This window comes from Psychrobacillus sp. FSL K6-2365 (assembly GCF_038003165.1).
Taxonomy (GTDB): domain Bacteria; phylum Bacillota; class Bacilli; order Bacillales_A; family Planococcaceae; genus Psychrobacillus; species Psychrobacillus psychrodurans.
Genome location: NZ_JBBOOO010000001.1, coordinates 3,955,909 through 3,982,661 on the forward strand (window position 1 = coordinate 3,955,909; position 26,753 = coordinate 3,982,661).

The 26,753-nt window shown below is 36.7% G+C and carries 27 protein-coding genes and 2 riboswitches; of the genes, 11 read left to right on the plus strand and 16 right to left on the minus strand.

What is annotated here, in order from left to right:
- Nucleotides 1–31: 31 nt before the first annotated feature.
- The 3 genes from MKY29_RS20000 to MKY29_RS20010 all read left to right on the plus strand — a co-directional run bounded on the left by MKY29_RS20000 (nt 32) and on the right by MKY29_RS20010 (nt 4,535).
- Nucleotides 32–2,005 carry a TRAP transporter permease gene (locus MKY29_RS20000; RefSeq protein ID WP_340880620.1) on the plus strand — a complete coding sequence of 658 codons (1,974 nt, stop codon included), beginning with the start codon at nt 32–34 and terminating at the stop codon, nt 2,003–2,005.
- A 283-nt stretch (nt 2,006–2,288) separates the two neighbouring features.
- Nucleotides 2,289–3,944, plus strand: a complete 1,656-nt coding sequence (gene abc-f, locus MKY29_RS20005) for a ribosomal protection-like ABC-F family protein (protein ID WP_340880621.1) — start codon at nt 2,289–2,291, stop codon at nt 3,942–3,944.
- 171 nt (nt 3,945–4,115) lie between these two features.
- Complete coding sequence (locus tag MKY29_RS20010; RefSeq protein WP_340880622.1) at nt 4,116–4,535, plus strand: DUF4395 domain-containing protein; 420 nt, start codon at nt 4,116–4,118, stop codon at nt 4,533–4,535.
- Nucleotides 4,536–4,716: 181 nt separating this feature from the next.
- Here MKY29_RS20010 and MKY29_RS20015 read toward each other — a convergent pair whose 3' ends face one another.
- The 7 genes from MKY29_RS20015 to MKY29_RS20045 form a co-directional block, all read right to left on the minus strand.
- Nucleotides 4,717–5,223 carry a hypothetical protein gene (locus MKY29_RS20015; RefSeq protein WP_340880623.1) on the minus strand — a complete coding sequence of 169 codons (507 nt, stop codon included), beginning with the start codon at nt 5,221–5,223 and terminating at the stop codon, nt 4,717–4,719.
- Between the two features lie 76 nt (nt 5,224–5,299).
- Entirely contained in the window at nt 5,300–5,518 is a 219-nt protein-coding gene (locus MKY29_RS20020; RefSeq protein WP_340880624.1) for a hypothetical protein, read from the minus strand.
- Nucleotides 5,496–5,951, minus strand: coding sequence for a hypothetical protein (locus tag MKY29_RS20025; RefSeq protein ID WP_340880625.1), 456 nt, complete (start codon nt 5,949–5,951; stop codon nt 5,496–5,498). The genes MKY29_RS20020 and MKY29_RS20025 overlap by 23 nt, the downstream gene beginning before the upstream one ends.
- Before the next feature lie 120 nt (nt 5,952–6,071).
- The gene (locus MKY29_RS20030) at nt 6,072–6,791 is read right to left on the minus strand and encodes a YebC/PmpR family DNA-binding transcriptional regulator (RefSeq protein WP_093495707.1); all 720 of its coding nucleotides are present in this window, start codon (nt 6,789–6,791) and stop codon (nt 6,072–6,074) included.
- Nucleotides 6,792–6,891: 100 nt separating this feature from the next.
- Nucleotides 6,892–7,320: a DUF1801 domain-containing protein gene (locus tag MKY29_RS20035; RefSeq protein WP_093495708.1), complete on the minus strand. Its 429-nt coding sequence runs from the start codon at nt 7,318–7,320 to the stop codon at nt 6,892–6,894.
- 20 nt (nt 7,321–7,340) lie between these two features.
- Nucleotides 7,341–8,924, minus strand: a complete 1,584-nt coding sequence (locus MKY29_RS20040) for a DUF2339 domain-containing protein (RefSeq protein ID WP_340880626.1) — start codon at nt 8,922–8,924, stop codon at nt 7,341–7,343.
- Between the two features lie 362 nt (nt 8,925–9,286).
- The gene (locus tag MKY29_RS20045) at nt 9,287–9,763 is read right to left on the minus strand and encodes a GNAT family N-acetyltransferase (RefSeq protein WP_340880627.1); all 477 of its coding nucleotides are present in this window, start codon (nt 9,761–9,763) and stop codon (nt 9,287–9,289) included.
- Between the two features lie 74 nt (nt 9,764–9,837).
- Here MKY29_RS20045 and MKY29_RS20050 point away from each other — a divergent pair, with 74 nt between their 5' ends.
- Together MKY29_RS20050 and MKY29_RS20055 are read left to right on the plus strand one after the other, a co-directional pair.
- Nucleotides 9,838–10,236 (plus strand): NUDIX hydrolase, encoded by a 399-nt coding sequence (locus tag MKY29_RS20050; protein WP_340880628.1) that lies wholly within the window; start codon nt 9,838–9,840, stop codon nt 10,234–10,236.
- A 75-nt stretch (nt 10,237–10,311) separates the two neighbouring features.
- Nucleotides 10,312–11,175 (plus strand): AraC family transcriptional regulator, encoded by an 864-nt coding sequence (locus MKY29_RS20055; RefSeq protein WP_340880629.1) that lies wholly within the window; start codon nt 10,312–10,314, stop codon nt 11,173–11,175.
- Nucleotides 11,176–11,275: 100 nt separating this feature from the next.
- Here MKY29_RS20055 and MKY29_RS20060 read toward each other — a convergent pair whose 3' ends face one another.
- Complete coding sequence (locus tag MKY29_RS20060; protein WP_340880630.1) at nt 11,276–12,220, minus strand: ABC transporter substrate-binding protein; 945 nt, start codon at nt 12,218–12,220, stop codon at nt 11,276–11,278.
- A 4-nt stretch (nt 12,221–12,224) separates the two neighbouring features.
- Nucleotides 12,225–12,764, minus strand: coding sequence for a hypothetical protein (locus MKY29_RS20065; RefSeq protein WP_090566018.1), 540 nt, complete (start codon nt 12,762–12,764; stop codon nt 12,225–12,227).
- 170 nt (nt 12,765–12,934) lie between these two features.
- Nucleotides 12,935–13,122, minus strand: a riboswitch (cobalamin riboswitch).
- Nucleotides 13,123–13,214: 92 nt separating this feature from the next.
- On the opposite strand from MKY29_RS20065, the gene MKY29_RS20070 reads away from it, so the two are divergent.
- Complete coding sequence (locus tag MKY29_RS20070) at nt 13,215–13,688, plus strand: VanZ family protein (RefSeq protein WP_340880631.1); 474 nt, start codon at nt 13,215–13,217, stop codon at nt 13,686–13,688.
- A gap of 2 nt (nt 13,689–13,690) precedes the next feature.
- On the opposite strand, the gene MKY29_RS20075 is transcribed toward MKY29_RS20070, so the two are convergent.
- From MKY29_RS20075 to MKY29_RS20085, 3 genes are read right to left on the minus strand one after another with little or no spacing between them, the layout of a single operon-like run.
- Nucleotides 13,691–14,068 carry a hypothetical protein gene (locus MKY29_RS20075; protein ID WP_269922655.1) on the minus strand — a complete coding sequence of 126 codons (378 nt, stop codon included), beginning with the start codon at nt 14,066–14,068 and terminating at the stop codon, nt 13,691–13,693.
- 14 nt (nt 14,069–14,082) lie between these two features.
- Nucleotides 14,083–14,589, minus strand: coding sequence for a GNAT family N-acetyltransferase (locus MKY29_RS20080; RefSeq protein ID WP_340880632.1), 507 nt, complete (start codon nt 14,587–14,589; stop codon nt 14,083–14,085).
- 2 nt (nt 14,590–14,591) lie between these two features.
- Nucleotides 14,592–15,389 carry an aminoglycoside adenylyltransferase domain-containing protein gene (locus MKY29_RS20085; RefSeq protein WP_340880633.1) on the minus strand — a complete coding sequence of 266 codons (798 nt, stop codon included), beginning with the start codon at nt 15,387–15,389 and terminating at the stop codon, nt 14,592–14,594.
- A 143-nt stretch (nt 15,390–15,532) separates the two neighbouring features.
- Between MKY29_RS20085 and MKY29_RS20090 the strand changes: the two genes are divergently transcribed.
- Nucleotides 15,533–16,381 (plus strand): DegV family protein, encoded by an 849-nt coding sequence (locus MKY29_RS20090; RefSeq protein ID WP_340880634.1) that lies wholly within the window; start codon nt 15,533–15,535, stop codon nt 16,379–16,381.
- Here the strand turns inward: MKY29_RS20090 and MKY29_RS20095 are convergent.
- From MKY29_RS20095 to MKY29_RS20110, 4 genes are all read right to left on the minus strand, one after another.
- Nucleotides 16,371–17,141 (minus strand): GNAT family N-acetyltransferase, encoded by a 771-nt coding sequence (locus MKY29_RS20095; protein WP_340880636.1) that lies wholly within the window; start codon nt 17,139–17,141, stop codon nt 16,371–16,373. The two genes, MKY29_RS20090 and MKY29_RS20095, sit on opposite strands and share 11 nt — an antisense overlap.
- A gap of 198 nt (nt 17,142–17,339) precedes the next feature.
- Nucleotides 17,340–18,539, minus strand: coding sequence for a threonine--tRNA ligase (thrS, locus tag MKY29_RS20100; protein ID WP_340880637.1), 1,200 nt, complete (start codon nt 18,537–18,539; stop codon nt 17,340–17,342).
- A 620-nt stretch (nt 18,540–19,159) separates the two neighbouring features.
- Nucleotides 19,160–20,497, minus strand: coding sequence for an FAD-dependent oxidoreductase (locus tag MKY29_RS20105; protein WP_340880638.1), 1,338 nt, complete (start codon nt 20,495–20,497; stop codon nt 19,160–19,162).
- Nucleotides 20,498–20,657: 160 nt separating this feature from the next.
- Nucleotides 20,658–22,694: a catalase gene (locus MKY29_RS20110; RefSeq protein WP_090565995.1), complete on the minus strand. Its 2,037-nt coding sequence runs from the start codon at nt 22,692–22,694 to the stop codon at nt 20,658–20,660.
- 162 nt (nt 22,695–22,856) lie between these two features.
- A riboswitch (SAM riboswitch) is annotated at nt 22,857–22,957 on the plus strand.
- A gap of 104 nt (nt 22,958–23,061) precedes the next feature.
- On the opposite strand from MKY29_RS20110, the gene MKY29_RS20115 reads away from it, so the two are divergent.
- From MKY29_RS20115 to MKY29_RS20130, 4 genes are all read left to right on the plus strand, one after another.
- Nucleotides 23,062–24,237, plus strand: a complete 1,176-nt coding sequence (locus MKY29_RS20115; RefSeq protein ID WP_340880639.1) for an acyl-CoA dehydrogenase family protein — start codon at nt 23,062–23,064, stop codon at nt 24,235–24,237.
- 11 nt (nt 24,238–24,248) lie between these two features.
- Entirely contained in the window at nt 24,249–25,100 is an 852-nt protein-coding gene (locus tag MKY29_RS20120) for a transporter substrate-binding domain-containing protein (RefSeq protein WP_340880640.1), read from the plus strand.
- Between the two features lie 217 nt (nt 25,101–25,317).
- The gene (locus MKY29_RS20125) at nt 25,318–26,025 is read left to right on the plus strand and encodes an amino acid ABC transporter permease (RefSeq protein ID WP_090566544.1); all 708 of its coding nucleotides are present in this window, start codon (nt 25,318–25,320) and stop codon (nt 26,023–26,025) included.
- 12 nt (nt 26,026–26,037) lie between these two features.
- Nucleotides 26,038–26,751, plus strand: a complete 714-nt coding sequence (locus tag MKY29_RS20130; protein WP_090565985.1) for an amino acid ABC transporter permease — start codon at nt 26,038–26,040, stop codon at nt 26,749–26,751.
- Nucleotides 26,752–26,753: the final 2 nt, after the last annotated feature.

The following is a 26,753-nucleotide window of genomic DNA, read 5'->3' on the forward strand; positions in this document are numbered from 1 at the left end:
AAGTCAATGAATTTAAAGGTGAGGTGGAAAAATGCAGGAACAGAAGCCTATCAGTGCACAGGATATTTTAGAAAAATACGATAAAGAAAATCAGTTTCGTACAAATATCGGTAAATGGGCATGGGTTGTCACATTTTTAGGAGTGTCTCTCACCGTGTTCCATCTATACACAGCGTATTTTGGTACTCTTCCCTCCCAAAAGCAAGGGGCAGTACATCTTGGTACCGCACTGGGGGTTATATTTCTTTTATATCCCGTTAAAAAAGGGATGCTAAAAGTACAAAAAAAAATACCCTGGTATGATATTTCCTTAGCTTTCTTGGCAATGTATGTAACTTACCACAAGATTTTTTTTTATGAATCGATTCTTCAGAGCCGAATTTCAGGATACAATACCCTAGATATAATTATTTCCTTACTAGGCATCCTTCTAGTGCTTGAAGCTACAAGAAGAACTGTTGGTCTTCCAATTGTAATAGTAGCATCAGTAGCGATTTTATATGCAATTTACGGTAAATTTGTCCCTACACAAATTCTTTCACACCCTGGTTTTTCAATTGATCGAACTGCAACTGCTCTCTGGTATAAGGAAAGCGGTATTTTCGGAACTCCTATTCAGATTTCAGCAAAATTTATTTTCCTCTTCTTATTTTTTGGCGTAATGCTTGTGCAAACGAATATTGGGAAATTCTTTAATGATTTAGCATTCGCTTTAACCGGCCGCTATACAGGGGGAACTGCAAAAACTGCCGTAGTAGCAAGTGCATTACAAGGTTCTGTATCCGGAAGTTCTGTCGGAAACACTGTTGCAACCGGATCCTTTACGATTCCAATGATGAAGAATGCAGGATTTAAACCTGAATTTGCAGGTGCAACCGAAGCAGCAGCATCTACCGGCGGGCAAATCATGCCACCAATGATGGGGGCAGCAGCATTTATTATGATGGAGTATCTAGGAGTTTCTTATGGAACCATAATGTTGGCAGCACTTATTCCAGCTATTCTTTATTTCACTGGAATTTTCATTGGGACGCACTTTGAGGCAAAGAAATTAAAAATACACGGTTTACCAAAATCTCAATTACCGTCCTTTCGAAAACTTATGAAAAAAAACTGGTTTATGCTACTCCCACTAATTGTTATCATCGGAACGATTATGTATGGCTTCACACCGCAACGAGCTGCTCTTTTTGGAGTTGTTACTGCATTTTTAGTTAGCCTTGTTCGCCAAGAAACAAGAATGTCGTTTAGAAAGACTATAAACGTCCTAGAACAAGGTACCAGAGTAGCACTTCCCGTCATAGCTGCTGTAGCAACAGCTGGCGTCATTGCAGGAGTTGTTAGTATGACAGGTCTTGGCTCAAAGTTTGCAGCTGGAGTAATTGAGCTGTCGAATGGTTATCTAATTCTTGCTCTATTCTTCACTATGATTGCATGCCTTGTTCTTGGAATGGGTCTACCAACAACAGCAAATTACGTTGTGACCGCAACAATTGCAGCTCCCGTGCTTATAAATGAGTTCGGAGTGGCGCCAATAGCTGCTCATTTGTTCGTCTTCTATTTTGGAATTGCCGCCGACATAACCCCTCCAGTATGTTTAGCTGCGTATGCTGGAGCTGGTATAGCAGGTGCAAATCCATTTAAGACTGGAATGATTGCTGTGAAATTGGCAATCGCTGCGTTTATCGTCCCATTTATTTTCATTTACAATCCAATTCTAGTAATGGTAGAAATCGAACCAGTTATGCTAGTATTCTCAGTGATTGCTGCGGTTATTGGTATGGTTGCTATCAGCAGTTCGATGATAGGATATTTTATTCGAAACTCAAAGATCTGGGAAAGATTTATTCTTTTTATAGCAGGTATCATGCTTATCTTACCCGAGATTACTACCACTATAATAGGTATAGTATTAATTGTAGCCATTTGGTTCATACAGCATCGTCGAACAGATGACGATTATGGACTTCAAAGTTTAACAGGTAACATTTCTACCACAAATTAATGGGAATATGCTATAATTCAATTAACAAATTCGAAGGGATGATGGGTGGACAATGATTTTATAATCTTATTTCTTGCATAATATTTGCTGCTTCGTGCAGAACAAAATATTTAGAACGCAAACGGAAATAGGATTAGTCTGCCCATTATTCAAAATAATACGAATGATATTCTCTACACTGAAGTGAATGTGTAGTGTTTTTTCGTATATTCTACATGGTCAGCAACATCCTTCCGTATCATTCGGAGGGATTTTTTTATTCCTCCAAAGAGGAGTTGTTTGAATGACTTTATTAGGAAAACTAAATAATATTAGCATTACATTTGGGGATAATGAAATATTACAAAACGTAAATGTAGATATACCGGCAAATGCCGTGATTGGAATTGTTGGTGGAAACGGAGAAGGAAAATCTTCACTGCTTACCGTTCTCTCTAAAGAAGCCCTTCCTACTATTGGTAAAGTGGAATGGATTGGAAAATCCCCTTCTATCAGCTACTTCAAGCAGGAAGACGAGCAATTTGATCAAACAGAATATGAACATGATGAAAGATCCTATTTCAGTAAATGGGCTGTTCCAGAAGAAAGGGAATATGCTCATCTTAGTGGCGGAGAAAAGATGAAAAGAAGGCTTTCTCGTGTGTTTGCAGAGAATTCTCAAGTTTTATTGCTAGATGAACCTACTAATCATTTGGATCAAGATAGCTTATCCTTCTTACAAAAACAAATCCTCTCCCAAAGTGGCACATGTATTTTAGTATCACATGACCGTTACTTCTTAGATGAGGTAGCAGATTATATATGGGAAGTTGAAAACAAAAACTTGACGGTATACACAGGGAATTACTCGACTTATAGGGATAAAAAAGCAGAGCGGCTACTGACTCAACAAAGGCTATATGATGCTCAACAATTGAAAATACAGCAGGTCGAGAATCAAATTACCGAGCTGAAAAACTGGTCTTCCAAAGCACATGCAGAATCCACCAAGCAAGAATTCAACAAAGAATACTATCGTGTGAAAGCGAAGAAAATGGACGTTCAAATACGCTCCAAAAAGAAAAGGCTTGAACTGGAACTCACCAAAAATACTATAGATAAACCAGACATAGAAAAAGATGTGTCATTTTCCATTGAGGGAAACAAGAAAAAAGGTAAACGCGTCATAGAAGTAAAAGATTTGAGGAAAGACTTTGAGAAAAGAACACTCTTTCAAAATTCTTCATTCACCATACTAGCCGGGGAACGCGTAGGATTATTGGGTTCAAACGGCAGTGGAAAATCGACATTTTTTCGCATGCTTTTAGGGGAAGAAAGCTTTCAAGGAGAACTTTGGAAAACCGAATCTATGAATATTGGCTATTTACGCCAAACTGTTTTCGACTTACCAGAAGATCAAACGCCATTTGAATTTTTTGGACCAACCGACTATAAAGCAAGAGGACGTATCCAAACACTCATGACAAATTTAGGCTTTTCAAAAGAACACTGGTCGCGATCCATATCAACTATGAGCATGGGGGAAAGAGTGAAGCTGAAGCTAATGGAGTTTATGCTCGATCAAAAGGACGTATTACTATTAGACGAACCAACGAACCATTTAGACCTTCCTTCCCGTGAGCAACTAGAAAAAACTCTTTCGACTTACCCGGGGACCATTTTACTCGTAACACATGATCGATATTTTTTAGAAAAGCTAACGAACAAGTTGCTTGTAATTGAAAATAAATCAATTCGAAAGTTGGAAATGAATTATAACGAGTGGATGCATAAAAACAATGAATCACATCTCGAAAAAGAACTTTTAACATTAGAAACAGAACGACAGGCCGTACTTGGAGAACTTAGTTTCTTAAAGAGTAAGGATCCAAAATATAACAAGCTAGATGTACAATTTAATGAATTAACTAAGAAGATAAATGAATTAAAAAAGGGATAGTTTACAAGGTAGCCCCTCCATAGGGACTGCCTTTATTTTATTCAAATTCTGTCGTTTTAAATCTTATCTTGGCAATTTCCCGGGAAATTTGTCAGTGTATGTTATTCTGTTTACTTTTCATGGTAATCATTTTATAATCTAATAAATCCAATTAGAAAAGTAGGTTTTAATATGAAAACAATCCCCAAACCTCTTGTAATGATAAATCAATGGACAATTGTATTATCTGTAATTATCTCGCTTATAACTCAAACTGCATGGATTTTGCTAATCCCCTTAGTTGCAAATATATCAAGTTTATTGATAGGATTCCACCCTATACTAGTTGTGGCCAAAAGGTTTTTATCTAAACCCGCCAACCAGTATATACAAGAAGACTATGCGCAACTTCGGTTCAATCAGTGGCTTGCTGTTGGCTTTTTGTTAGTAGCTAGCATCAGCTTTCTATTGAATTGGTCAATACTTTTCAATACAGCAGCTATTATGGTCGGTCTAGCTGCATCCATTGCATTAGTAGGGTTTTGCATAGGCTGTTTCGTTCGATTCCAATTTCAACAATGGAACTATCGGAGAAAAAAGTCAGCTTTATAAATCAATTTATAAAGGCATATTAAAAATTGACTTATATAATACGAAAATAGCCTTTCCTGTAAAGTAGGAAAGGCTGTTTATTTGTTTTCTAATTCATTGATGCATTGAGGATCTAAATAGGAAAAACTGACAAAAGTGTAGGAAATCGTAGCTCCTCCATTTAAAATTTCATGACTCCTTCTCACCCCTTACCTATTTCCCTTGCCGTTTCACTTATAATCAGACTAAGCTTTAAACGATTAAACCATTTATCTGACTCACTAACATTCCAATTCAAACCATTTATGTCTTCATGATACTCTAACCCTTCAACAGCACGGAAATCTAATTGTTTTTTGGCCATTCTCCAAGTAATCATTGCCCATTCTGCATCTGTCATCATAGCTTTTGAATATCTATTTATAAATTTTGCACTTCCATGCGAAAAAGCACAGGAACCAGCAGTTATGTCTACTTCTTTTCCTAGTTCTAGAGAGAATATATGATTTGTTATTTTTTCAGTTTCAATCCATTCTATTGGATGGGAGTTCTTAGCTTTTTCTGTCCTTCCTAGTATTAAATAATCATAGGTAGGTATGTCCTCTACTATTTCTCTTAATTCCTTTGGGTAGCACTTAACCCATGTTAAAATCCTATCAAAATCACAGTAATGATAGAAATCACTAATTCCCCAAAATGCAAATTTCAATGCTTCCCTTCTTGCATTTGCTACTCCTTTTTTAGGAATAATCTTAACGTTAAATTTACTTTTTCAATTTCTGTAATTAATCCTCTAGAAGTTTCTTCACTAATAGCAATAAAAAGTTTCGAATAAATTTGTTCCAATTCTTTTTTATGTTCCTTAAAAAGCTGAATACTTTTCCCTTCTGGTCATGAATTACAGTTACAAGTGCTGTATTCAATAAACAATCACCACCGATGTCGTATATTTGTTTTTCTTTTGTTAGAGTACCCTCCAATTCACTCCATTCTTTTATTTCCATAATAATTAATTCCTACAATAGCAAGTAGGATAACCAGTAAAATTGAGCCAATAAAAACCGGGGAACTTATATTTCTTGTACCAAATTTATTAGCAGCATACTCCCCATCTCTTGTGGCCTTAATATATGTTCCAACTTCCTCCTGTATAGCAATCGCTTTATCTGTGGTTATTCCTTGGATAGAAAAATACTTAGTTCCTTTCTGATAGGTATTCGAGAAATTTCCAGAATAGGTTCCTTCCTTATCCGAATACTTTGTAACATGTCCAATTTCTTTATCCACCTCATTGACCCGTTCGTCCGTGATAACATACACAGAACCCTCCCACACGACGAATGAATATGACCAATCTGCAAATGTTTTAATCGGAAATAATATATGGACAAAAAGAATAAAAACGATACCAACATGCATTATTTTTTTGCTATTCAAACAATAATCACCCCTATAGAATATCGGACATTCTAACTTCGTCCCTGTTCCACTAACGTTTTATTTAAAAAAAAGGCTGCTTCAAAGCAGAAATCTGCTTTAAAACAACCTTCATATCTATCATTCTCCTAAATCTACATTGTGGTAGACTTGTTGAACATCTTCTAAATCTTCAATTGCGTCGATCATTTTCTCGAATTGTGCTTGAGCGTCTGCATCTAAAGCAATATCATTTTGCGCAAGCATTGTTAGTTCCGCGACTGTGAAGTCCGTTACACCCGCCGTTCTTAATGCTTCTTGTACGGCATGGAATTGATCTGGCTCTGCATAGACGATTACTGCATCTTCCTCTTCTAAAATGTCGCGCGCGTCTACTTCTGCTTCCATCAAAATTTCTAGTACGTCATCAGCAGTTTTACCTTCTAAGCCAATAACTGCAGTTGCATCAAACATATAAGCAACTGAACCACTAACACCCATATTACCGCCATTTTTACCAAATGCAGCACGTACATCGGATGCAGTACGGTTAACGTTATTTGTAAGTGCATCTACAATTACCATAGAACCATTCGGTCCAAAACCTTCATAACGAAGCTCATCAAAGCTTTCTTCTGATCCGCCTTTTGCTTTTTCAATCGCTTTATCAATAATATGCTTAGGCACACTGTATGTTTTTGCACGTTCCAATACTACTTTAAGCGCTTGGTTAGATGTAGGATCAGGCTCACCTTGTCTTGCAGCAACATATATTTCACGACCAAATTTCGCATAAATGCGGCTAGTATTAGCATCTTTGGAAGCTTTCTTTTCTTTAATATTATTCCACTTACGACCCATAAGTCCCACTCTCTTTCGCTAAGCTAAATTTTATACTGTAACATTATACATGAAACCCTTATAAACTAGCAAAATAAATACATTAACTTCCATTTATATACTATTGATTTGGGTATAATTCTTGCAGGAATGCGATTGATTTTGTAATCATTTCCTTTAAAACATCTTCATTAACATCCTCGACTTTGTTTATATATACGCATGATTTTCCTGCTGTATATTTCCCGAAGCGTTTGAGAGCTTCTTCTCGTGCCGTGTCCCCAGTCGTAATATATAAACTAATCTTTGCCTTTCTCGGTGAAAATCCCACTAAAGGAGCATCTCCTTCGTGACCTGAAGCGTATTTATAATGATAAGTTCCAAAACCAATAATGCTCGGTCCCCACATCTTAGCTTTATAGCCTGAGGTCTTCTCAAAAATTTCTAAAAGCCTGTATGCATCCTCACGTTTCTTCGTATTATCGACTGCCTCTATAAATTCAATTACACTAGCATCTGTCTCTTTCATCTTTGCTTCATATTTAGCCATTTTCTGACTCCTTTCGATAACTACTTTTTATAATAAGCCCGTGACACGAGTAGTCCAACCACTCCCAGAACTATAAATAAGAATGCCTTAATAGCTACAGATACAAATGAAATATCGAACAATATGATTTTCGCTAACGTCACAAACAGAATACTGACACCGACATACTTACCTTGAGGCAATGAAAAACGACTAACTACCATAAATAAGATAGCCACTATAATCCATAAAGAACTAGTAATGACTCGCTCGGCATTGCTACCAATATCCCCTGAAAGTAAAGTAGCAACCATATGCAAAAAGTATAAAATCATAATCGCGATAAATGATACTCCAATATTTATGACAGTTTTCTCTATAAAAATTCTAGATAGTAAATAAACTCCATAAACTGTACCTACTAAAAATACTATCCAGTGTAGCATTTCCCATGATATCCAACTCATAATTGAAAAAGATAGCACATAGTAGAAAGCCACGATATAACTAATACTCAAAAGAATTAGATGTAAAATATGTTTGAAACTTTTATATACAAAGAAGTATATATAGCTCAACCCAATTATCCCTTCAAACAACAAATTATCTAGCTGAAGCTGCATTATATTTAACAAAGCAACTGATCCATTCGCGATAAAAATAGGTGTACGAATAGAATCCTTTTGATATACATAATAACAAATTCCATAAATTAGCGTAATAATTACCATTAAAGCTGTTGCTTCGTTGTCCGTAAATATTATACCTATCCATAAGACAGTTAATAGCATAATTGAAAATAGCGTATACGCTTGTTCCTTTAACATCTGCTTTGTCTTCAAAAGACTAACCAATAAAGCAACATGTTGCGCGAATACGGGAAGCATTGCGATCCATTTATATGCGTCAGGTACATTTGTAAAAATAAAGAAAACTAATATTGCGACCTGTAAGAAAATTACCGAAATATAATATAGTGCCTTGTAGGAATATTTTAAGGAGATCCATAGAAATACTGTGAAAAGAACTGTTTCATATAAAGAAAACAATGGAATATTGGGCAAAGTGCTCTTTATCAGAAATGGAACAAATACGCCCCCAACTATAGCTACAATTCCAATTCCTTGTGAGCGATACTTATAGGTAAAAAATAATCCTAATGCAATCCAAATAAGATTGAAAATAAGTGCTACTGTAGGTCCGGATATATTATAAAGCTGATGCATCGCAAAAGTGGTCAACATTAGGATTGGAATAGAGCCACCAAGGAGCATATGCCCTAAATTCTTACGACTTTTTTTAATTTGCCATATACCTAATGCGATTAATACAAAACCAACGACATAACCTATGATTACTTTTACGGCCGGTTGTAAAAAACCGTAATCTGACACCGCTTTGAATCCCCAAATTATTCCCATTATAAATACGACAATAAATAAGGGAGGCAGTATTTTCTGAAAGATTAGTACATCCCATTCAACAGGCTTTTTCACTTGTTGTTGCTGTATGACAGGTCGATGAGGTTGAGAGATATTTGGTTTAGTATGTATTTGCTCTTCTAAAAATCGAACTCGTTCTTCTAATTGCTCTATTCTCTTTTCAAGAAGTTCACTCTTCTCCACCCAATCCCTCCTTTTCAATAAGTTCATACTCATACTATTAGACAAATATTGAAAATATCCTTTAAGCATAAAAAACATGAGGAGTTATCTTTTAAATAACTCCTCATGTTCTCTTTTATTTCGGCAATAACGAATTAATTTCATAAATGAGTCAATTTCATAAAGAATATTGTATAGTTAAATCCGAAAAACGCTGATTTCCGCTCTAGGCGGACGCTTTCCACGGGCACGGCTTCAATCTCCTCGTCACTTCGAAAACATATGCTCCTGCGGGGCTTTCAGCTCGCGCTGTTCCGTGCGATATTAAGTAAACATTCGCATTTTTAAATGAAACAAGTAATTATGAAATTGATTCAAATAAGTTAAATTTCTAAACCTTCTTTTTCACTAGTCGTTTTTTCATAAACCTTAATGGAGCCTCCAGAAGGTCCGTAAGTAATGGTTGAATTTACCCAACCATAGTTTTCATAGTACCCTTCTAAATCACTAGATAAATAAAGCTTCTTGTATCCTAGCTGTGCACTCACATTCAATCCATGTTCTAAGAGACTTTTACCAATTGACCTTCCTCTATACTCCGGCTTTACATATAAGCAGGCTAACCAAGGGAACAAATCTTGTCTGCTATTAATGTCATTTCGAAGCAACGCATAAGTACCAATGATTTCCTTACCCTCGATAGCAATATAAAATCTTGGTATAGCATCCTCCTCTTTACTTGAATGTCTCATACAATCCTTGTAAAAATCATAGTTCGTTTCATTTCCCCATTGCTCCCAAAATATTTCCACTGATTCATTAAACAAATCAGATTCATTTTGGATATTTAAAATTTCCATATTAGCACCCCTTTTTATAACTTCTTTATCTTATTTCGCTATATAATATAAGATACCTTTATTTCCGTAGGATGGTGAGAAAAATTAGAGATCGTGGAGCAACCATAATTATTGAAAACGGCCAAGTAGCACTCATTAAACGAACGAAACCTCATATGACGTATTACGTGTTTCCAGGGGGAGGATTAGAAGAAGGAGAAACTCCAGAGCAAGCGGCGATTCGCGAAACATATGAAGAGATAGGCGTACATGTAAGAATCCAGCGTCCTTTTAAGATTCTTGAACAAAGTGGTAATCAACATTTTTTTCTAGCAGATATAATAGGAGGAAAATTTGGACCCGGAATCGGTGAAGAATATACAGATTCATCTCCTCAAAGAGGCGGTTATGAACCGATTTGGTTAGATATTAAAGATCTATCCTCACTGGATGTACGTCCTAAAGAAATCATCGAGCTAATTACAGAGGTCTAAGCAGTCCAATAACCGCACAAAATGACAGGCTTACCTCTTTGTTTTTCACTAAAATACATATTAGGAGTGAAGCCAATGGGATGGGTAGAGTCGATTCAACAAGCAATAAGTTACATGGAAGATCATTTACTAGAAGACTTATCAATAGAACAAATTGCTAAGGAAGCTAATTCTTCTGCTTTTCATTTCCAACGGACGTTTTCCATCTTAACGGATATGTCACTCGCAGACTATATTCGAAGAAGAAGACTCACTTTAGCTGCACAAGAACTGCTGAATACAGACAATAAAATTATCGATGTCTCCTACAAATTCGGCTACGACACTCCTGAATCTTTCACTAAAGCATTCCGTAAACAACACGGTATAACGCCTAGTGAAGCACGAAAAAATATAGGGAAAATAAATTCCTATAACCGCCTTGTTATTCAGGTAAATTTAAAAGGAGCTGAGCCAATGAAGTACAAAATTTTAGAAAAAGATAGCTTTCAAGCTGTCGGAGTGAAAAGAAGCTACAATTGTAAGAACGGAGAAAATACTCAAGGTATACCTTTGTTTTGGGATGATGTAAATGCGGACGGTACAGATGATTTGCTATTCCAATTAAACAACGGAGCAATTAAAGGTGTACTTGGTGTTTGCGTTGCAGACGAAGCATATCAAGAGAATAGCTTAATCGATTACTGGATTGCAGCAGATTATGTGGGCGAAGTACCAGAAAATTTATCAGCTATTACAATTCCGGCATCTAAGTGGGTTGTGTTCGAGGTACACGGTGCGATGCCAGATGCCATGCAAAATACATGGAAACAAATATATTCCGAGTGGTTTCCATCCAATCCATATGAGCCAGCAGGAACACCAGAATTAGAAGTATATTCTACTGACGACCCTACCAGCCCAAACTGTTATTCAGAAATTTGGATACCGATTAAATAATAACAAAGACCCGAGGAGCACAAATCCCTCGGGTTTCCATATAATATAGTTCTCATTTCCCAAAGTCATCTTGCCACAAATTTAAGACGAGTTTGGAATGTTATTTAAATAATTCTGGATACACTGTTTTAGCAACCAGTTCTACTGCTTCACCAATACGCGGCCCAGGTCTAGATATAACGTCGCCGTCTACTAAAAATACGGAGTCATTTTGTACAGCTGGGATCTTGTCCCAACCAGCACGAGATTTAATCTCGCCAGTTGCATCTTCTATATAATTTGAAGTTGTTAAAATAATTTCTGGATTTTTGGCAATAACATCTTCTTCTGATACACTAATCCATCCTTCTTGATCGCTAAACACATTGTCGACAGATGCTGCAGCTAAAATTTCTTGTTGGAACGTTTTACTTCCCGTTGTATAAATATCTGGCGATGGGCTAATCTCATAATATACTTTTTTTAATACGGCAGCAGTTTCCACTTTTTCTTGAACTTCTTGAATAGTAGTTTGAATTGAAGTAATAATTTCCTGCCCTTTTTCCTCAACTCCCATTACTGTAGCCAGCTGCTTAATATCTCCGTATACATCCTCAAAAGAAGTCGCAGACTCAATAACAAAAACTTTTAATCCAGCTTCCTCTAATAGTTGTAAAGCCTCTTCTTGACCGATTGTATAAGCGATTACTACGTCAGGGTTCAGTTCTGTAATTCGTTCCGCATTAAATGCAACTGAATCAGATACTCGTTCAATTTCAAGCGCTTCCGCTGGATATGTATCATATTCTGTTGCACCTACAATTTTATCCCCTACTCCTAACGCAAAAAGAATTTCTGTATTGCTTGGTTGAAGAGAAACAATCGTTTCGGGTACTTCTTCAAATGCAACCTCATTACCAGCATCATCTGTTACTGTGTATTCTTTTACTTCATCTACTACTTCCTCTTGTTTCTCTACAGTTGTTGTTTCTTCTGCAGAACAGCCAACAAGTAAGAACGAAAATAGCAGCACTGCTAACCAATTAAATACATGATTTTTCTTCATATTATTATTCCTCCATTTGCTTCTTTTTTCTCATTGGATACGACTTACTGACAAATTGAATTTCTTCCACAGCATGATGTTTATTAACATAAACAGCCATAGCAAACAACACGTTTGCCAATAACTGTGCATAGTCAAATAAAATCTCAGGTACTTCCCTTTCTAATGAAACTTTATGTAGAGCTCTAACTGACTTCTTTGCTTCACTTCTACAAACGTGTAATTCACAAGCAGCAGTTGTACCTTGTGGTAGTACAAATATATCTACTCTTCCTTTTACTTCCTCCACATAGAAGTCGTACATATCGCTTAGAAACTGTAAATCACCTTCTGTTATGGCAACCTTACCTCGAACGGACCCGTTTAAATGGTAAGCCATTGGCGCCAAATACATTAGATCCTCGTAAACCTTTGGTACATCCTTGGTCAAAGATGCCGCTAATCCAATTCGTGTAGTCAATGAATCCGTTCGAATTTCAAAATCTACAGTAGAAGGAGTCTCACGCATAAATGGATAACAAATATAGCGGATATCTTTTTTCATCTTTTTACCTCCTCTCCTCTCGTTTGCGAACTTTCCGACATACAATACTTAGTTAGTTAACAGCACAAAAAAACGCCACCCAAATTAGGGCGGCGTGATACCTATTTATCGAGAAAATAAAAAAGAAAAATAGAAACGTGCCGTACAATCCCTTAACTTCCGAAGAGTATCTATACGTTCAAGAAAAGGCTGGTCTCCTGGCTCATGCATCCATTTACTCTAAGAACCTTCCCATTGACTAATCAACAGTGGTATTTTTCTTATTTCATCAGCATTTACAGTTGCGGAAACAGCTTCGGATTTTAACCGAATTCCCAAATTAAGCTAACAAGTTAGCACCTTTTCCCTGCGAAAATTATTCACTTACCACCAGTGTACCATAGCTATCTCTCTAACTGTAACAACAATTTCACACATGAAAATTCCTCGTTTTTATGCTAATGTCAGTATATGAAAAAACTTATACCTCTTTTACTTTTACTTGTTGTTGTATTTTTGGCATCAGGACAAACAGCTGAACAGCAATCTATGCAGGAAGTTTTAAAGGCATGGCTACCTAACAAACCTTTAGAGTCTTTTCTTTCTATATTTCAAGTTCCATATTGGGGTATTCTCGTTTCGGTGGAAGAGCGTGGTTACTATGCATTTTTAGAATTTTTGATACGAAAAGGAACACATTTCGTTTATTTTGGAGTAATTGCTTTAGCCATCTATATTGCACTATCAAGAATTAAGTATCGAAAGGCCACCGTGGTCGTAATTACTATGTTTCTTGCCATCGCTGATGAATTTCGTCAATCTTTTACACGCGGTCGGACTGCTTCCCTTCAGGATGTCATATTGGATACATCCGGGGCAATTGTTGCTATATTGTTACTAACATTATATCAGTGGTACAAACAAAGAAAAAACGTTGCACAGTAAAGTCAACGTTTTTTCTTTATAAGTAAAACTAAACCAAACGACATAACCGCAACGAATGTGAGAATCAAATTAACGGGAAGAATAGGCTTGAATATAACTTTTTTATCAGTAATCTCATATACCCCAATTGGCTTAATGGAAAAAATACCTCCGCCTCCTTCTCCTTGTCCAATTGACACAGCCTGTTCTTCATCCAATTGCCCACCACTTCCTCCTCCCACAAAATAGTTTACTTTGGCAACAGGTAAAACCTGCTTATTCTCCATAACAATGGGCTCTCCGTAAACTAACGCAACATCCTTCTCACGAGAAAACTTTTCAAAAATAGAACGTACTGGTGCTTGAAACATCGGATATTTCAGTTCTGGTTTTTTAGTCATAATAATTCCACCCTCTATTCTAAAATAAGTGACATATGCTGTTCTTCGTAATAATTATCCCCTATCTTTAATGCCATCTCTTCTGTACCAAATACTTTAAAACCTAATTGAAGATACAGATTCTTGGCTGCCTTATTGCTTGATACGACAGATAGGTTTATCTTTTGAATTTCTTCACTTTCTTTGGAATGTTCAATTGCCATCTCCATTAACGCCTTGCCAATACCTTTTCCTCGGGCATTTGGACTAATATACATAGCGAAAATATTAGCTCTATGCCTCATCTTTAAAGTACTTTCTTGTAATAGAGTAACTACACCAATTAATGTATGTTGTTCGAAAGCTCCAAATGTATAATTTTCCTTTACTTTAAAATTATCTTTTACTCGTTCAATTGGATTGTCCCGTAGAATCGCTTCCTCATAGCTCGTGCCAAAAGCTTCTGGACTATTTTGCAATGCTTCTAGTCTTAACTCCCAATACGCACTCGCATCTTTACCTACTAATTGTCTAAACTCCATTCTTATACCTCCAGGAAATATTTATCATTACATAATTCATGCGCAAAAAAAACAAAATCTCGACAAGCTTCTGCACGGAAACTTTCTGTATTAAATAATGACTCAGTTTGTCTAGATGAACGTATTCTTAGACCCTCCATCAATAAAGGTTTCCACCGTTCAGGCAACGTATCTATTCCGTTTTCTAATGCTATTTTCTTTGAAATAATCTCTTTTTTATCTAAAGAGTAAAGAATTCTACAAATAGTTGTCGTAGCAAATTCCACCATTTCATCTGAAACTGAACCCCTTATTTCTTTCGCCTTACTGTACCAATATTCATTAATATTATATTTTAATGTGTTGAAGACATCTTCCCATTTAGTAGCAATGCCAAGTTCTATAATTGGTGTTCCTTGTAGTACATTTCCGTACTCCTTTAAAACCCACCAGGTTATATGATTAACATCCCAATGACCAACCTCTAGACTTCCATCCGAATAGTAAGGATAGGGAGCTAAGACACTATTTGTTTTCCCTATGTCGGCTTTTAAAATATACATTCCATCCATACGTGCTCCAAGGTTTTCATTTGTTAATTGAACATGAATATCATCCAGAATTTCTATTTCCTTTTTATTTGCCGTTCGCTTCAATAACACAATAAAGTCAATATCGCTTTTCTCCTGTTCAAATGCTCCTATTGCAGTAGAACCATAAATATAGACTCCTTCAATTAAATCCTTAGTTAAATATGTGTTCAATAAATGCAAAAACACTTGCATTAATTTATGTACCTCCTGTGGTAATGTTTGCTTCATGATTCACTCTCCTTTGAAATTATGTTCAAAATATGTACTAGACTCCGAAATACCTACAAAATATGACATATAACACTATTGCTAATATTAAGTCTGATGTAAATTAGCGCTAATAGGATTGCAAAAAAGGAGCCCTTAAAATTATGCAGAAAAAAGTTGCTTGGATTACTGATACCGCCGCTTTATTAGACCCAACTTTCATTGAAAAACATAATATTTATGTCCTTCCCTTGAATATCGTATTTGAAGATGGTGCTTTTAAAGAAACAGTTGAAATGACGCATGACGAATTTTACGACAAGTTACGCAAAGCAAAGGTTCATCCAAAAACTTCACAGCCTCCAATCGGTGAGATGGTGCAATTATATGAAGATTTAAAAGCAAAAGGATACGACTGTGCCGTTGCTGTTCACACATCCAGTGAGTTGTCAGGAACCTATAATAGCTCACAAACTGCTTCAAAAATGGCAAACTTTCAAGTGTATTCAATTGACTCTAAAATAGGATCATATCCAATGGTCAAAATGCTAGAAGTCGGTAAGCGTATGATGGAAGAAAATCACGACATAGAGGAGGTTGTTGCTCATATTGAAAATATGACAAATAACTCCGAACTTTCCTTTATACCATCCAGCTTAACGCAACTCCATAAAAGTGGTCGTGTATCTGGAACAAAAGCTTTTCTAAGTAACCTTTTAAATATAAAAGTTGTTATTTCCTTTGATAACGGAAAAGTTGTGATGAAAGAAAAGGTTCGTGCAGATAAAAGAGCGAAGAATTATGTAATGAATTTGCTACGAAACGACATGAAAATTTCCAAAGTTCCAGAAGTTGCGGTTATTAATTGCAACAATACGATTGATGCTAGAACTTGGAAAGAAGAATTGCTACAAGAATTCCCTAAACTAAAAGTAGTTGTTCTTCCTCTTAGTGCTTGTGTTGGAGTCCACGCTGGTGAAGGAACAACAGGACTTAGCTGGGTTAGATATTAAAGAGTTTGTGCTGCGGCACATTCTCTTTTTTCAATAAGGAACAAATTGCCGCATCACAAAAATATCCCTTTTCAAACGCTGATTGCCTTAAAACTCCTTCATATACAAAGCCTGCTTTTTCTAGTGTCTTTTTTGAGGCTAAGTTTTCGGGATCATAGAGTGCTTCAATTCGATTTAACTCCATTGCCTCGAAACCGTAACGTAAAACAGGCTCTAAAACCTCAGTCATAACCCCTTTTCGCCAAAACTCTGGTGTCACTTCAAAACCAACTTCTGCTTTAAAATGTTCCTTCTCCCAATTGTGATAACCACAGCTACCAATAATTTTATTGTCTTCCTTCGTAGCAATTCCCCAGCGAAACCCCTCTTTTTTATGGTATCGCTTTTGCCAGTTTTCTATTAATACTTTTGCTTCCCTTATGTCCTTAAACGTATTTAAGTCATAATACTTGGTGACCTCGTCTTGTGAAAAATAATGATATACGTCCTTTGCATCACTTATTTCAATTGGGCGCAATAAAAAACGTTCTGTTTCCAATCTTGGAAATCTTTTTTTATGGTTATCATATAGAAAAAAAACTACAGATTGTGCTATAACAAATAACCCCGTCAGTGAACTTATAGATATACTAACCCAGACCTGGTCCGCAATTTTCCCGTTCCCAATTGGCCCTACTCTCGGCTGATACATAGAATAGATGCCCCATACATTACCAACTAGAATAGCAAGACCCCCAAATAACAATAACCACTTTCTCATAACTACCTCCTTACTCTGTCTTTATTCATTCGTTATAAAGTATGGAAACTCCTTTTCAATAATGTGAATACTTGTGCTCTTTTGAGTTATTAAGACAATTGGTACAGTATTTATTCACTTAAAGCTTATTTAGAATTGTCTATCCAGAAGGAGCAACAAACATTTATAGTAGCAGAGTTTAATTGCTGCACTCTAGGGCTATTTGTCTCCTCTTTTCAATTCCTCTATAAAAGCTGAAATACTCATCTCACCTAAAATACCTACTTTGTGTTTGCGAACAGAAACTGCATTATTTTTTCTTTCTTGATCGCCTACAATGAGCATATAAGGATGCTTTTGCATAGCCGCTTCACGTATCTTCAAGCCAATTTTTTCTACCCGATTGTCTACCTCCACTCGATATCCCTCTTGTTCTAGCTGTTGCTTTACCTCCTCCGCATACTCAATATGCGCATCGGCAATGGGTAATACCTTGACCTGGATTGGGGATAACCACAGCGGAAAGCTACCTTGAAAATGCTCCAACAAAATAGCCATGAATCGTTCAACGGATCCATAAATCGCACGATGGATCATAATTGGTTGTTGTAATTGATTGTTCTCGTCTATATACTGGCAACCAAACTTCTCAGGCATTTGAAAATCAAGTTGAATAGTCCCACATTGCCAACTACGTCCCAAGGCATCTAAAATATGAAAATCAATCTTCGGACCATAAAATGCACCATCTCCCTCATTTATTTGATATTCTACCCCCTTACTCTGAAGAACAGTTTCTAATGCTAGCTCTGCTTTACCCCACGCCTCTACTGACCCCATATAATTCTCTGGGCGCGTAGATAGCTCTACTTTATAGCTAAAGCCAAATTCTGAGTAAAATTCATCTACAAGATCTAGCACCTTTGCTAATTCACTTTCAATCTGCTCCTCCAAAACAAATAGATGAGCATCATCCTGAGTAAATGCTCGAACTCGTAATAATCCATTCAAAGACCCTGATAATTCATGGCGGTGGACCAGACCAAGTTCCGCATATCGAATAGGCAGCTCTCGGTAGCTTCTTCGTTTGCTATTAAAAATTAAGACAGCTCCTGGGCAATTCATTGGTTTAATCGCATACTTTTGATCATCTACGTCTGCAAAATACATATTTTCATGGTAGTGATCCCAATGCCCTGATTTTTCCCAAAGCTCCTGCTTCATCATAATGGGAGTTTTAATCTCTTGATAGCCTGATCGTTGATGCTTTTCTCTCCATAGATTTTCAAGTTCATTCCGCAGTATCATCCCTTTAGGTAGATAAAACGGCATACCAGGTGCTTCTTCCATCGACATAAACAGTTCTAATCTCTGCCCTAAATTTTGATGATTAACTCTTTCTTCTGATTTAACTGACATTTTAATTCCTCCAATTTAATTAAATTTCACCTAAAAAAAGACCACACCCATCCCAGTAAAGGGACGAGTGTGGTCGTGGTTCCACCCTAATTTGCAACACAAATAGATGCTTGCTCTCATATAAGATAACGGTTTCCCGATTATGGATAATTACATAAATGCGTTCCCCATAATTGCTCCAAGGTGGTAAATCATTCGCTTTTCTTTAAGGGCTTTCAGTCGGTGACCCCATTCTCTGGTAAGAAAATTTTAAATAATTCATGTCCTTTTCTTCGCTTGAATATTAAATTATCATTTTTTACTGACTTTCCATAATACAAAAAGACCACACCCATCCCGGTAAAGGGACGAGTGTGGTCGTGGTTCCACCCTAATTTGCAACACAAATAGATGCTTGCTCTCATATAAGATAACGGTTTCCCGATTATGGATAATTACATAAATGCGTTCCCCATAATTGCTCCAAGGTGGTAAATCATTCGCTTTTCTTTAAGGGCTTTCAGTCGGTGACCCCATTCTCTGATAAGAAAGTTAAAATGATTCATGTCCTTTTCTTCGCTAGTTACTAATTATTTTTTTTAGTATATGCAACAAAATGGAAATAGTCAACATTACTTTTTTTATTTCTTTACAGTATTTCGTTTTGCCAATTGCTGTAACGGATCCCAAACTCCATTAAACGGAGGAGCATATGCAAGGTCAAGATCCAATAACTCAGAAAAGGTCATTTGATGATAAAGAGCTGTTGCTAATACATCAATTCTTTTATCTACACCATTTCCACCAATAATTTGGCCACCTAAAAGTTGTTGGTCACCAACACTGTAGATCAGTTTTATATGCATCGTTTCCTTGCCCGGATAATAGCCTGCGATGTCCGTTGATTCCTGAACATGGACTTCATATGAAATACCAAGCTTTTTTGCTTCTTTCTCAGATAAACCTGTTTTTCCAAGTGCCAAATTAAAAAATTTCATGATGGATGTGCCAACTATACCTTTAAACTCTGTCCGTTGACCAATCATATTTAATCCGGCAATTCTCCCTTGTTTATTTGCAGTAGTTCCTAGAGGGATATAATCATTCAATTCTTTAATACGATGAAAATGAGTTGCACAATCTCCCGCCGCATAAATACTATCTAAATTCGTTTCTAAATGATTATTAACTACAACTGCCCCATTTAGTTGCATTTCAATGCCAGTTCCCTTTAAAAATTCAGTTGTTGGTTTAACTCCGACAGCCACTAAGACTAAGTCAGTTGGATAACTCCCTTTGTCTGTTATAACCGTATTTACCCGATTAACTCCCTTTAACGATTGAACTTCTTCATTTAATAATACTTCTATATTATTTTCCTTTGCATGCTCATGTATAAAAGATGCTACATCGTTATCAAATATACCAGCAAGCTGATTGCTTCTTTGAATAATTCGCACCTTTTTCCCAATACCCACAAAGTTCTCTGCCATTTCTAGCCCGATGTATCCCCCACCAATTATTGTAACTTGCTGAACATTTTCTAGATCTGAGATAATCGCCTCTGTATTTGGAATCGTTTTAATCGTATGAATCCCTAATAAATGACCACCATCCCATTTTGGGATAACTGGGGTCGCACCAGTTGCTATAAGTAAACGATCATAATTTAATATAAAATTTTCCTTAGTTTGTAAGATTTCCCCTAATACAGTTTTATTTATGTGATCCACCTTCGTCACTTCGTATCCTGTTTTTGCATCAATCCCATACTTACTTCGGAACATTTCTACACTTCGAGCTATTACATCTGTTGAAGAAGGAACATGCTTTCCGACTACATAGGGTAATCCACACTGCCCATAGGAATAGATATGCCCTTTTTCTAGCGTTGTAATCTGAGCGTCTGGATCGTTACGTACAATTTCCATAGCTGCACTCATCCCAGCTGCATCACCACCGATTATTACATAATGCATGAAATTTCCTCCTCTGCTTTTGCTTCTACTCAGTATCTGTAAACCTCTGTCTATATTATACACAAAGAAAAATGGTCAAAGGTTTTCTCACTAACACTATATAATTTATATTCTATGTAAAATGGGCATGTCCTAATAGTTGGACATGCCCACTTGATATTTATACTGCTCTGTTCCAGAATCGATGCGTAGCAATAGCTTTTAAGAAACTGTCCACGAAAATTTTCCCAGATTCTTTGGAGAGTACACCAGCTTGACCAGTAAAGTGAAGATTGTCGACTAGTTGCTCACCACTAAATGTAGCGCCAATCGGTTTAAAATGTGCATAAGCTTCCTTGATGAAATACGTAGCCTCTTTTTCAAACATAGCTGTTTTACCATGTAAACTTGCTACATATACCGCATCAAATAATACCGAATCAGCTGTTAAGAAAGTATGGTCTACTGGCAGCAACGTCCCATCAGCTCCAACAACTGATCCATGATGATCACTCACTATTTCTGGCATTGTTCCGCCTGCTTTTAAATCTGCTAGAATTGTAGGTAAATCCTCTTCAAACCCTTCTCCAACTAAAACAGCTATTTTTCTAGTATGTGGCTTCATAAAAGTATTTAACTGACTAAGTGCCGGGGAAGATTTTGTAGTAGTTGTAGTACTCACACCTTGCACTACAAGTCCTAAATTTTCCGCTACCTTATTCGATAAATCCAAATCAACTTTCGCGAACATCTCTAGAACTTGTTGACGAACAGTCAATTCTTTACACTTACCAAGTTCGAAACTAAATGCGCTAATAATATGTTCTTTTTCTGGATTACTCATGCTATTCCAAAATAACTTAGCTTGCGAAAAATGGTCTTTAAAGCTCTCACTTCGTGCACGAACTTTTCGAGCATCTATCTTCTCCTGATAATGCGAATACCCACCTTCAGCTTCACTAACAGGTATCGGAGTATTCCCAGCAAGAGAGTTTTTATGATAGCTCACTCTTCCCACATTAATCGATTGTCTTCCATATCCATCACGCTGGTTATTGTGGAATGGGCAAACAGGTCTGTTTATCGGTAGCTCATGAAAATTAGGACCACCAAGACGGATTAATTGTGTATCTGTATAAGAAAATAATCGTCCTTGAAGTAGTGGATCATTTGAGAAATCTATTCCTGGTACAACACTTCCTGGATGGAACGCAACTTGCTCAGTTTCAGCAAATACATTATCTACGTTACGATTTAATGTCATCTTCCCTAAAATTTTTACTGGTATCTCTTCCTCTGGCCATAGTTTAGTAGGATCCAAAATATCAAAATCAAATTTAAATTCGTCTTCCTCTGCGATAAGTTGGACTCCAAATTCATACTCAGGATAATCCCCATTGTCAATCGCATCATATAGGTCACGACGATGGAAATCCGGATCTTTCCCATTTATCTTTTGTGCTTCATCCCATACAACTGAATGGGTACCAAGTAGTGGTTTCCAATGAAATTTTACAAAATGGGATTTACCTGCCTCGTTAATGAAACGAAATGTATTTACACCGAACCCTTCCATCATACGAAAGCTACGTGGTATAGCCCTATCTGACATTGTCCACATGATCATATGTGCCGTCTCCTGATTGTTAGCAACAAAATCCCAAAACGTATCATGTGCAGTCGCAGCCTGCGGAATTTCATTGTGTGGCTCTGGCTTTATAGCATGCACCAGGTCTGGAAATTTAATAGCATCTTGAATGAAAAAGACAGGAATATTATTTGCTACTAAATCATAATTTCCTTCTTCCGTATAAAACTTAGTAGCGAATCCTCTAGCATCGCGAGCTAATTCACCAGATCCACGTGAACCTGCCACAGTAGAAAACCTTACAAACACTGGAGTCTTTGTGCCAGGTGTTTGTAAGAATTTTGCCTTCGTAAATTCACTTGCTGATTCGTATAATTCGAATTCCCCATGAGCTGCATAACCTCTAGCATGTACTACTCTTTCTGGTATGCGCTCATGATCAAAATGCGTCATTTTTTCACGAAAATGGAAATCTTCTATCAAAGTAGGACCTCGTTCTCCTGCTTTTAGAGAGAATTCATCTTCAGATATTTTTAGTCCTTGATTCGTAGTCAATGCTTGTCCTTGATCGTCCACACGGAATTTTTCTAATTGTTCATCTTTGCTATTTCCAGTTACTTTCTTATCCAAACAAACTCCTCCTCTACTTATATCTACACTATTGTTTATACCCTGAATGACAGTTCAAAAACCCCTAAAATAGAATCAAACACTTAATTCATACTAAATCGATAAGAATTACTATTGACTTCTTGCAGATTAAGTAGTACGATTATTCCCACAACTCCATACTACTTATTAAGAGAAGCTGAGGGACTGGTCCGATGATGCTTCAGCAACCGCCACTTCTATGGTATGGTGCTACTTCCAGCAAGAAACTTGAGAGATAAGTGTACATAAAATTACTTACTCTTTTGATTTTCAAAAGGGTTTTTTATTTGCATTTAAAACCAACTTAACAAATAGGAATAATTAAAATCAAAAGGAGACGACAACTGTGAATAACTTGTACATCAAAACGGAAAAACAGCAGTATTGGATCAATCAGTTATATGAGTTAGAAGAAAAATTTAAAAGTAAATCCGCCGAAATTGATGAACAATCTATTTTTCCAAAAGAAAACGTGGATGATTTGATCAATATCGGATATGCAAGCCTTACACTACCCGAATCGTATGGTGGTAATGGATTTTCTGTATACGATATGGTTCTTTTACAAGAAACACTTGCTAGCTTTGATGCCAACACAGCCCTATCAGTAGGTTGGAGCTTAGGTGTTGTTGGTGAACTATTTGAAAACAAACTTTGGAAAAAAGAGAAACTCGACTTTTTTGCAGCAGAAGTATTAAATGGCGCACTCATAAATCGTTCTGTCAGTGAAGCTCAAACTGGAAGCCCAACGCGTGGGGGTAGGCCTGGAACTAAAGCCATAAGAAAAGGAGATTCTTGGGTACTAAATGGACGTAAAATATTCACGACCGCATCCCCTGTACTATCCTACTTTTTAACATCTGCATGGATTGAGGAAAAAGAAAAAGTTGGTTTCTTCCTTATTCCTCGCAATACAGCTGGCCTTTCCATTGAAGAAACCTGGGATGTTGTATCCATGCGAGGAACGAGTAGTAATGACTTAGTATTGAATAACGTAATCGTTCATGAGTCAAATCTAGTAGAGCTCCCCGAGTTCGCAAGTGGTGGAAAGATTAATGGGTGGCTATTACATATACCAGCGACCTATCTCGGAATCGCACAGGCAGCAAGAGACTACGCAGTACAATTTGCCAATACCCATTCACCAAATAGCTTGAACGGATCTATTGCACAGCTGCCAAACGTTCAACAGCTTTTAGGAGAAATAGATTTAGAGCTTACGAAGGCAAGATTAGTCATTTATGGAGTTGCTACTTCCTATGACAATGATGTTACAAAAGAACTACTTTCTAATGAAGTAAGCGTGGCAAAGCATATAGTCACTAATTCAGCCATCACTATTGTTGATAAAGCAATGCGTTTAGTTGGTGCCAAAAGCTTACAGCGAACTAATCCACTACAACGCTATTATCGAGATGTCCGAGCGGGACTACATAATCCTCCTATGGATGATATGACTATTAAGAAACTAGCACTTTCAGCGTTAGAAGAAGTAAATAATAAAAACTTAGTAAAAGGATAAGGAGAATGAACATGAATAAGTATTTTAAATTAGTGGCGGTTGGTTTAGTATCCATAACTTTTTTAGCGGCTTGTAGTTCCGGGGAGGCTTCTACTTCATCAGAAGGTGGTGATGTTCGCAAAGTAAAAGTAGCATATGACATGGCCTCTAAACCTATTTCATGGTTGGATGACAACGGAAACGCCACTGGATATGATGTAGAAATTATGAAACTAGTAGATGAACTACTACCTGAATATGAATTTGAATATGTAGGGACTACAAGTGATGATCTATTAATCGGGGTAGAGCAAGGCAAGTTTCAGGTTGGTGTGAAAAATGCTTTTTGGACAGAGGAACGCACAGAAAAATTTATTTTCCCCAAGGAATTCCTTGGTTTAAGTAGTGCAGGTCTCGTATTGAAAAAAGAAAATGAGCATATTAAATCGTTAGAGGATTTTGCAACTGCTGAATATTCTTTAGCACCGATTGCCGCAAATAATGCGCAGTATACTGTAATTGATGAATACAACAAAGCAAATCCTAATAACCCTGTAAAACTAGATGCAGGTGATGCATTTACCGTGGATGTAATCCAATGGGTCAATGAGGGGCGTGTTGACGGCGGAGTAATAATTGAAGGACCATTCCAAAAACAGGTTTTAGATGAAACTGGTCCTTACTATAATCTAAAAGATGAAGTTGTTTACAATGAATTTGCAGTTATCAAGACATGGCCATTATTCAACAAAAAAGAGCAAGAATTTGCAGATGCTTACGATAAAGCTATTAAGCAATTACAAGAAGAAAAGAAAACAAATGAACTCAGTACAGAGTTCTACGGTCGAGACCTTTTTGAAGTGTTAGACCAAGTTGAAAGATAATTGTTAGATTCCTATAACGTAAAACAACAATTAGTAGGGTTTTCTTCACCCCACCTTATTTTAGGAGTTTTACGGGCAGTTGTTCCACCTATAAGTAGTTACTATAGAATAAAGCCTTGGATTGGAAGTGTCACTGCCCGTTTATTCGGGATAGAGGCTGCCTGGCGCAGGATGCACAGGTAGCCTTTAAAATATCATAGGGGGAATAATGCACAATATGGAAAAATACTTTGATGTATCGTACATATGGAACTCACTTCCGATATTGCTTCCATTTTTAAAAGTAACTTTTGTCGTTGCTGGATTATCCATTATTTTCGGTACTTTTTTTGGTTTGATTCTCGCTATGATGAAGCTTGGAAAGAGTAAAATTGCTCAAAAAATAGCAAACTTCTATATAACGATTTTAAGATGTACACCATCTATCGTACTACTGTTTTTAGTGTATTACGGTGTACCTGCTTTAGCCGATAACTTCGGTTTATATTTACATGATTTAAATACAGCAGTATTTGTCGTCATTACCTTCACCTTACAATTCGCAGCTATCATGGCAGAGGTTATTAGATCAGCCTATGAGTCCATAGAAAAAGGTCAATTTGAAGCTGCTGTTAGCGTTGGTTTAAGTCCCTTTCAAGCATATAGAAGAATCATTTTCCCACAAGCACTTGTAGTTGCACTTCCTAACTTCGGAAATGGCCTTATCGCATTACTTCAAGAGGGGTCACTTGCATATACTATCGGTCTAATCGATATCGTTGGGAAAGCCAATTTAATCATTGCAGCAAACTATAATACACATGCATTAGAGATATTTATCGCGCTTGCACTAGTTTACTGGATTTTATCCATACTTATCGAAAAGTTCTTTGGAAAGCTTGAAAAAGTATTTAGCAAAGGAAAGCATACAATTAACACAAATTAAGGAGTGTAAATAATGTCGGAAGGTTTAAATTATACATTTTTAATCGATACATTCTTCATTGCATTATCCGGTGTACCAATTACGCTTCTCGTTACCGTTGTAGCTTTGCTTATTGCACTACCTTTAGGCTTTTTATTGGCTTTAACACGTATCAATCAAGTGCCTGTATTAAACTGGTTCTCAAGAATATACGTTTCCTTCGTAAGAGGTACACCGATTATTATTCAAATTTTCATCGTTTATGCGAGTGTCCCCTTAATACTTTCCTTGTTTTTTGAGAGGTATAATCTCAACATAAACGTCTACGATATCAACCCTATTTGGTACGCTTTTATCGTATTCTCTTTCAGCACTACAGCTATATTGATAGAAGTATTTAGATCGGCTTTAAGCACGGTCAACAAAGGACAGCTAGAGGCAGCTCAATCAGTTGGACTTTCAAATTTCCAAGCCTACCTTAGAATCGTAATACCTCAAGCGTTGGTCGTAGCATTACCTAATATTTGTACAGCTACCGTGAATCTAATAAAAGCTACATCACTTGGATATGCAATGTCCTTACAGGAAATCACATTAAAAGCGAAGGTAGCGGCAAATGTAGGCTATAACTATGTGGAAGCTTATATAGATATTTTTCTTGTATATATAATTTTGTGTAGCCTTGTCGAATACGGATTTAAATTATATGAAAAACGTCTACGCAGATACAAATATGTGAGCGCTTAAGG

Coding starts and splice junctions, on each gene's coding strand:
- MKY29_RS20000 (WP_340880620.1), top strand. CDS start 32: ATGCAGGAACAGAAGCCTATCAGTGCACAGGATATTTTAGAAAAATAC.
- abc-f (WP_340880621.1), top strand. CDS start 2,289: ATGACTTTATTAGGAAAACTAAATAATATTAGCATTACATTTGGGGAT.
- MKY29_RS20010 (WP_340880622.1), top strand. CDS start 4,116: ATGAAAACAATCCCCAAACCTCTTGTAATGATAAATCAATGGACAATT.
- MKY29_RS20020 (WP_340880624.1), bottom strand. CDS start 5,518: ATGGAAATAAAAGAATGGAGTGAATTGGAGGGTACTCTAACAAAAGAA.
- MKY29_RS20030 (WP_093495707.1), bottom strand. CDS start 6,791: ATGGGTCGTAAGTGGAATAATATTAAAGAAAAGAAAGCTTCCAAAGAT.
- MKY29_RS20035 (WP_093495708.1), bottom strand. CDS start 7,320: ATGGCTAAATATGAAGCAAAGATGAAAGAGACAGATGCTAGTGTAATT.
- MKY29_RS20045 (WP_340880627.1), bottom strand. CDS start 9,763: ATGGAAATTTTAAATATCCAAAATGAATCTGATTTGTTTAATGAATCA.
- MKY29_RS20055 (WP_340880629.1), top strand. CDS start 10,312: ATGGGATGGGTAGAGTCGATTCAACAAGCAATAAGTTACATGGAAGAT.
- MKY29_RS20060 (WP_340880630.1), bottom strand. CDS start 12,220: ATGAAGAAAAATCATGTATTTAATTGGTTAGCAGTGCTGCTATTTTCG.
- MKY29_RS20065 (WP_090566018.1), bottom strand. CDS start 12,764: ATGAAAAAAGATATCCGCTATATTTGTTATCCATTTATGCGTGAGACT.
- MKY29_RS20070 (WP_340880631.1), top strand. CDS start 13,215: ATGAAAAAACTTATACCTCTTTTACTTTTACTTGTTGTTGTATTTTTG.
- MKY29_RS20075 (WP_269922655.1), bottom strand. CDS start 14,068: ATGACTAAAAAACCAGAACTGAAATATCCGATGTTTCAAGCACCAGTA.
- MKY29_RS20080 (WP_340880632.1), bottom strand. CDS start 14,589: ATGGAGTTTAGACAATTAGTAGGTAAAGATGCGAGTGCGTATTGGGAG.
- MKY29_RS20085 (WP_340880633.1), bottom strand. CDS start 15,389: ATGAAGCAAACATTACCACAGGAGGTACATAAATTAATGCAAGTGTTT.
- MKY29_RS20090 (WP_340880634.1), top strand. CDS start 15,533: ATGCAGAAAAAAGTTGCTTGGATTACTGATACCGCCGCTTTATTAGAC.
- MKY29_RS20095 (WP_340880636.1), bottom strand. CDS start 17,141: ATGAGAAAGTGGTTATTGTTATTTGGGGGTCTTGCTATTCTAGTTGGT.
- thrS (WP_340880637.1), bottom strand. CDS start 18,539: ATGTCAGTTAAATCAGAAGAAAGAGTTAATCATCAAAATTTAGGGCAG.
- MKY29_RS20105 (WP_340880638.1), bottom strand. CDS start 20,497: ATGCATTATGTAATAATCGGTGGTGATGCAGCTGGGATGAGTGCAGCT.
- MKY29_RS20120 (WP_340880640.1), top strand. CDS start 24,249: ATGAATAAGTATTTTAAATTAGTGGCGGTTGGTTTAGTATCCATAACT.
- MKY29_RS20125 (WP_090566544.1), top strand. CDS start 25,318: ATGGAAAAATACTTTGATGTATCGTACATATGGAACTCACTTCCGATA.
- MKY29_RS20130 (WP_090565985.1), top strand. CDS start 26,038: ATGTCGGAAGGTTTAAATTATACATTTTTAATCGATACATTCTTCATT.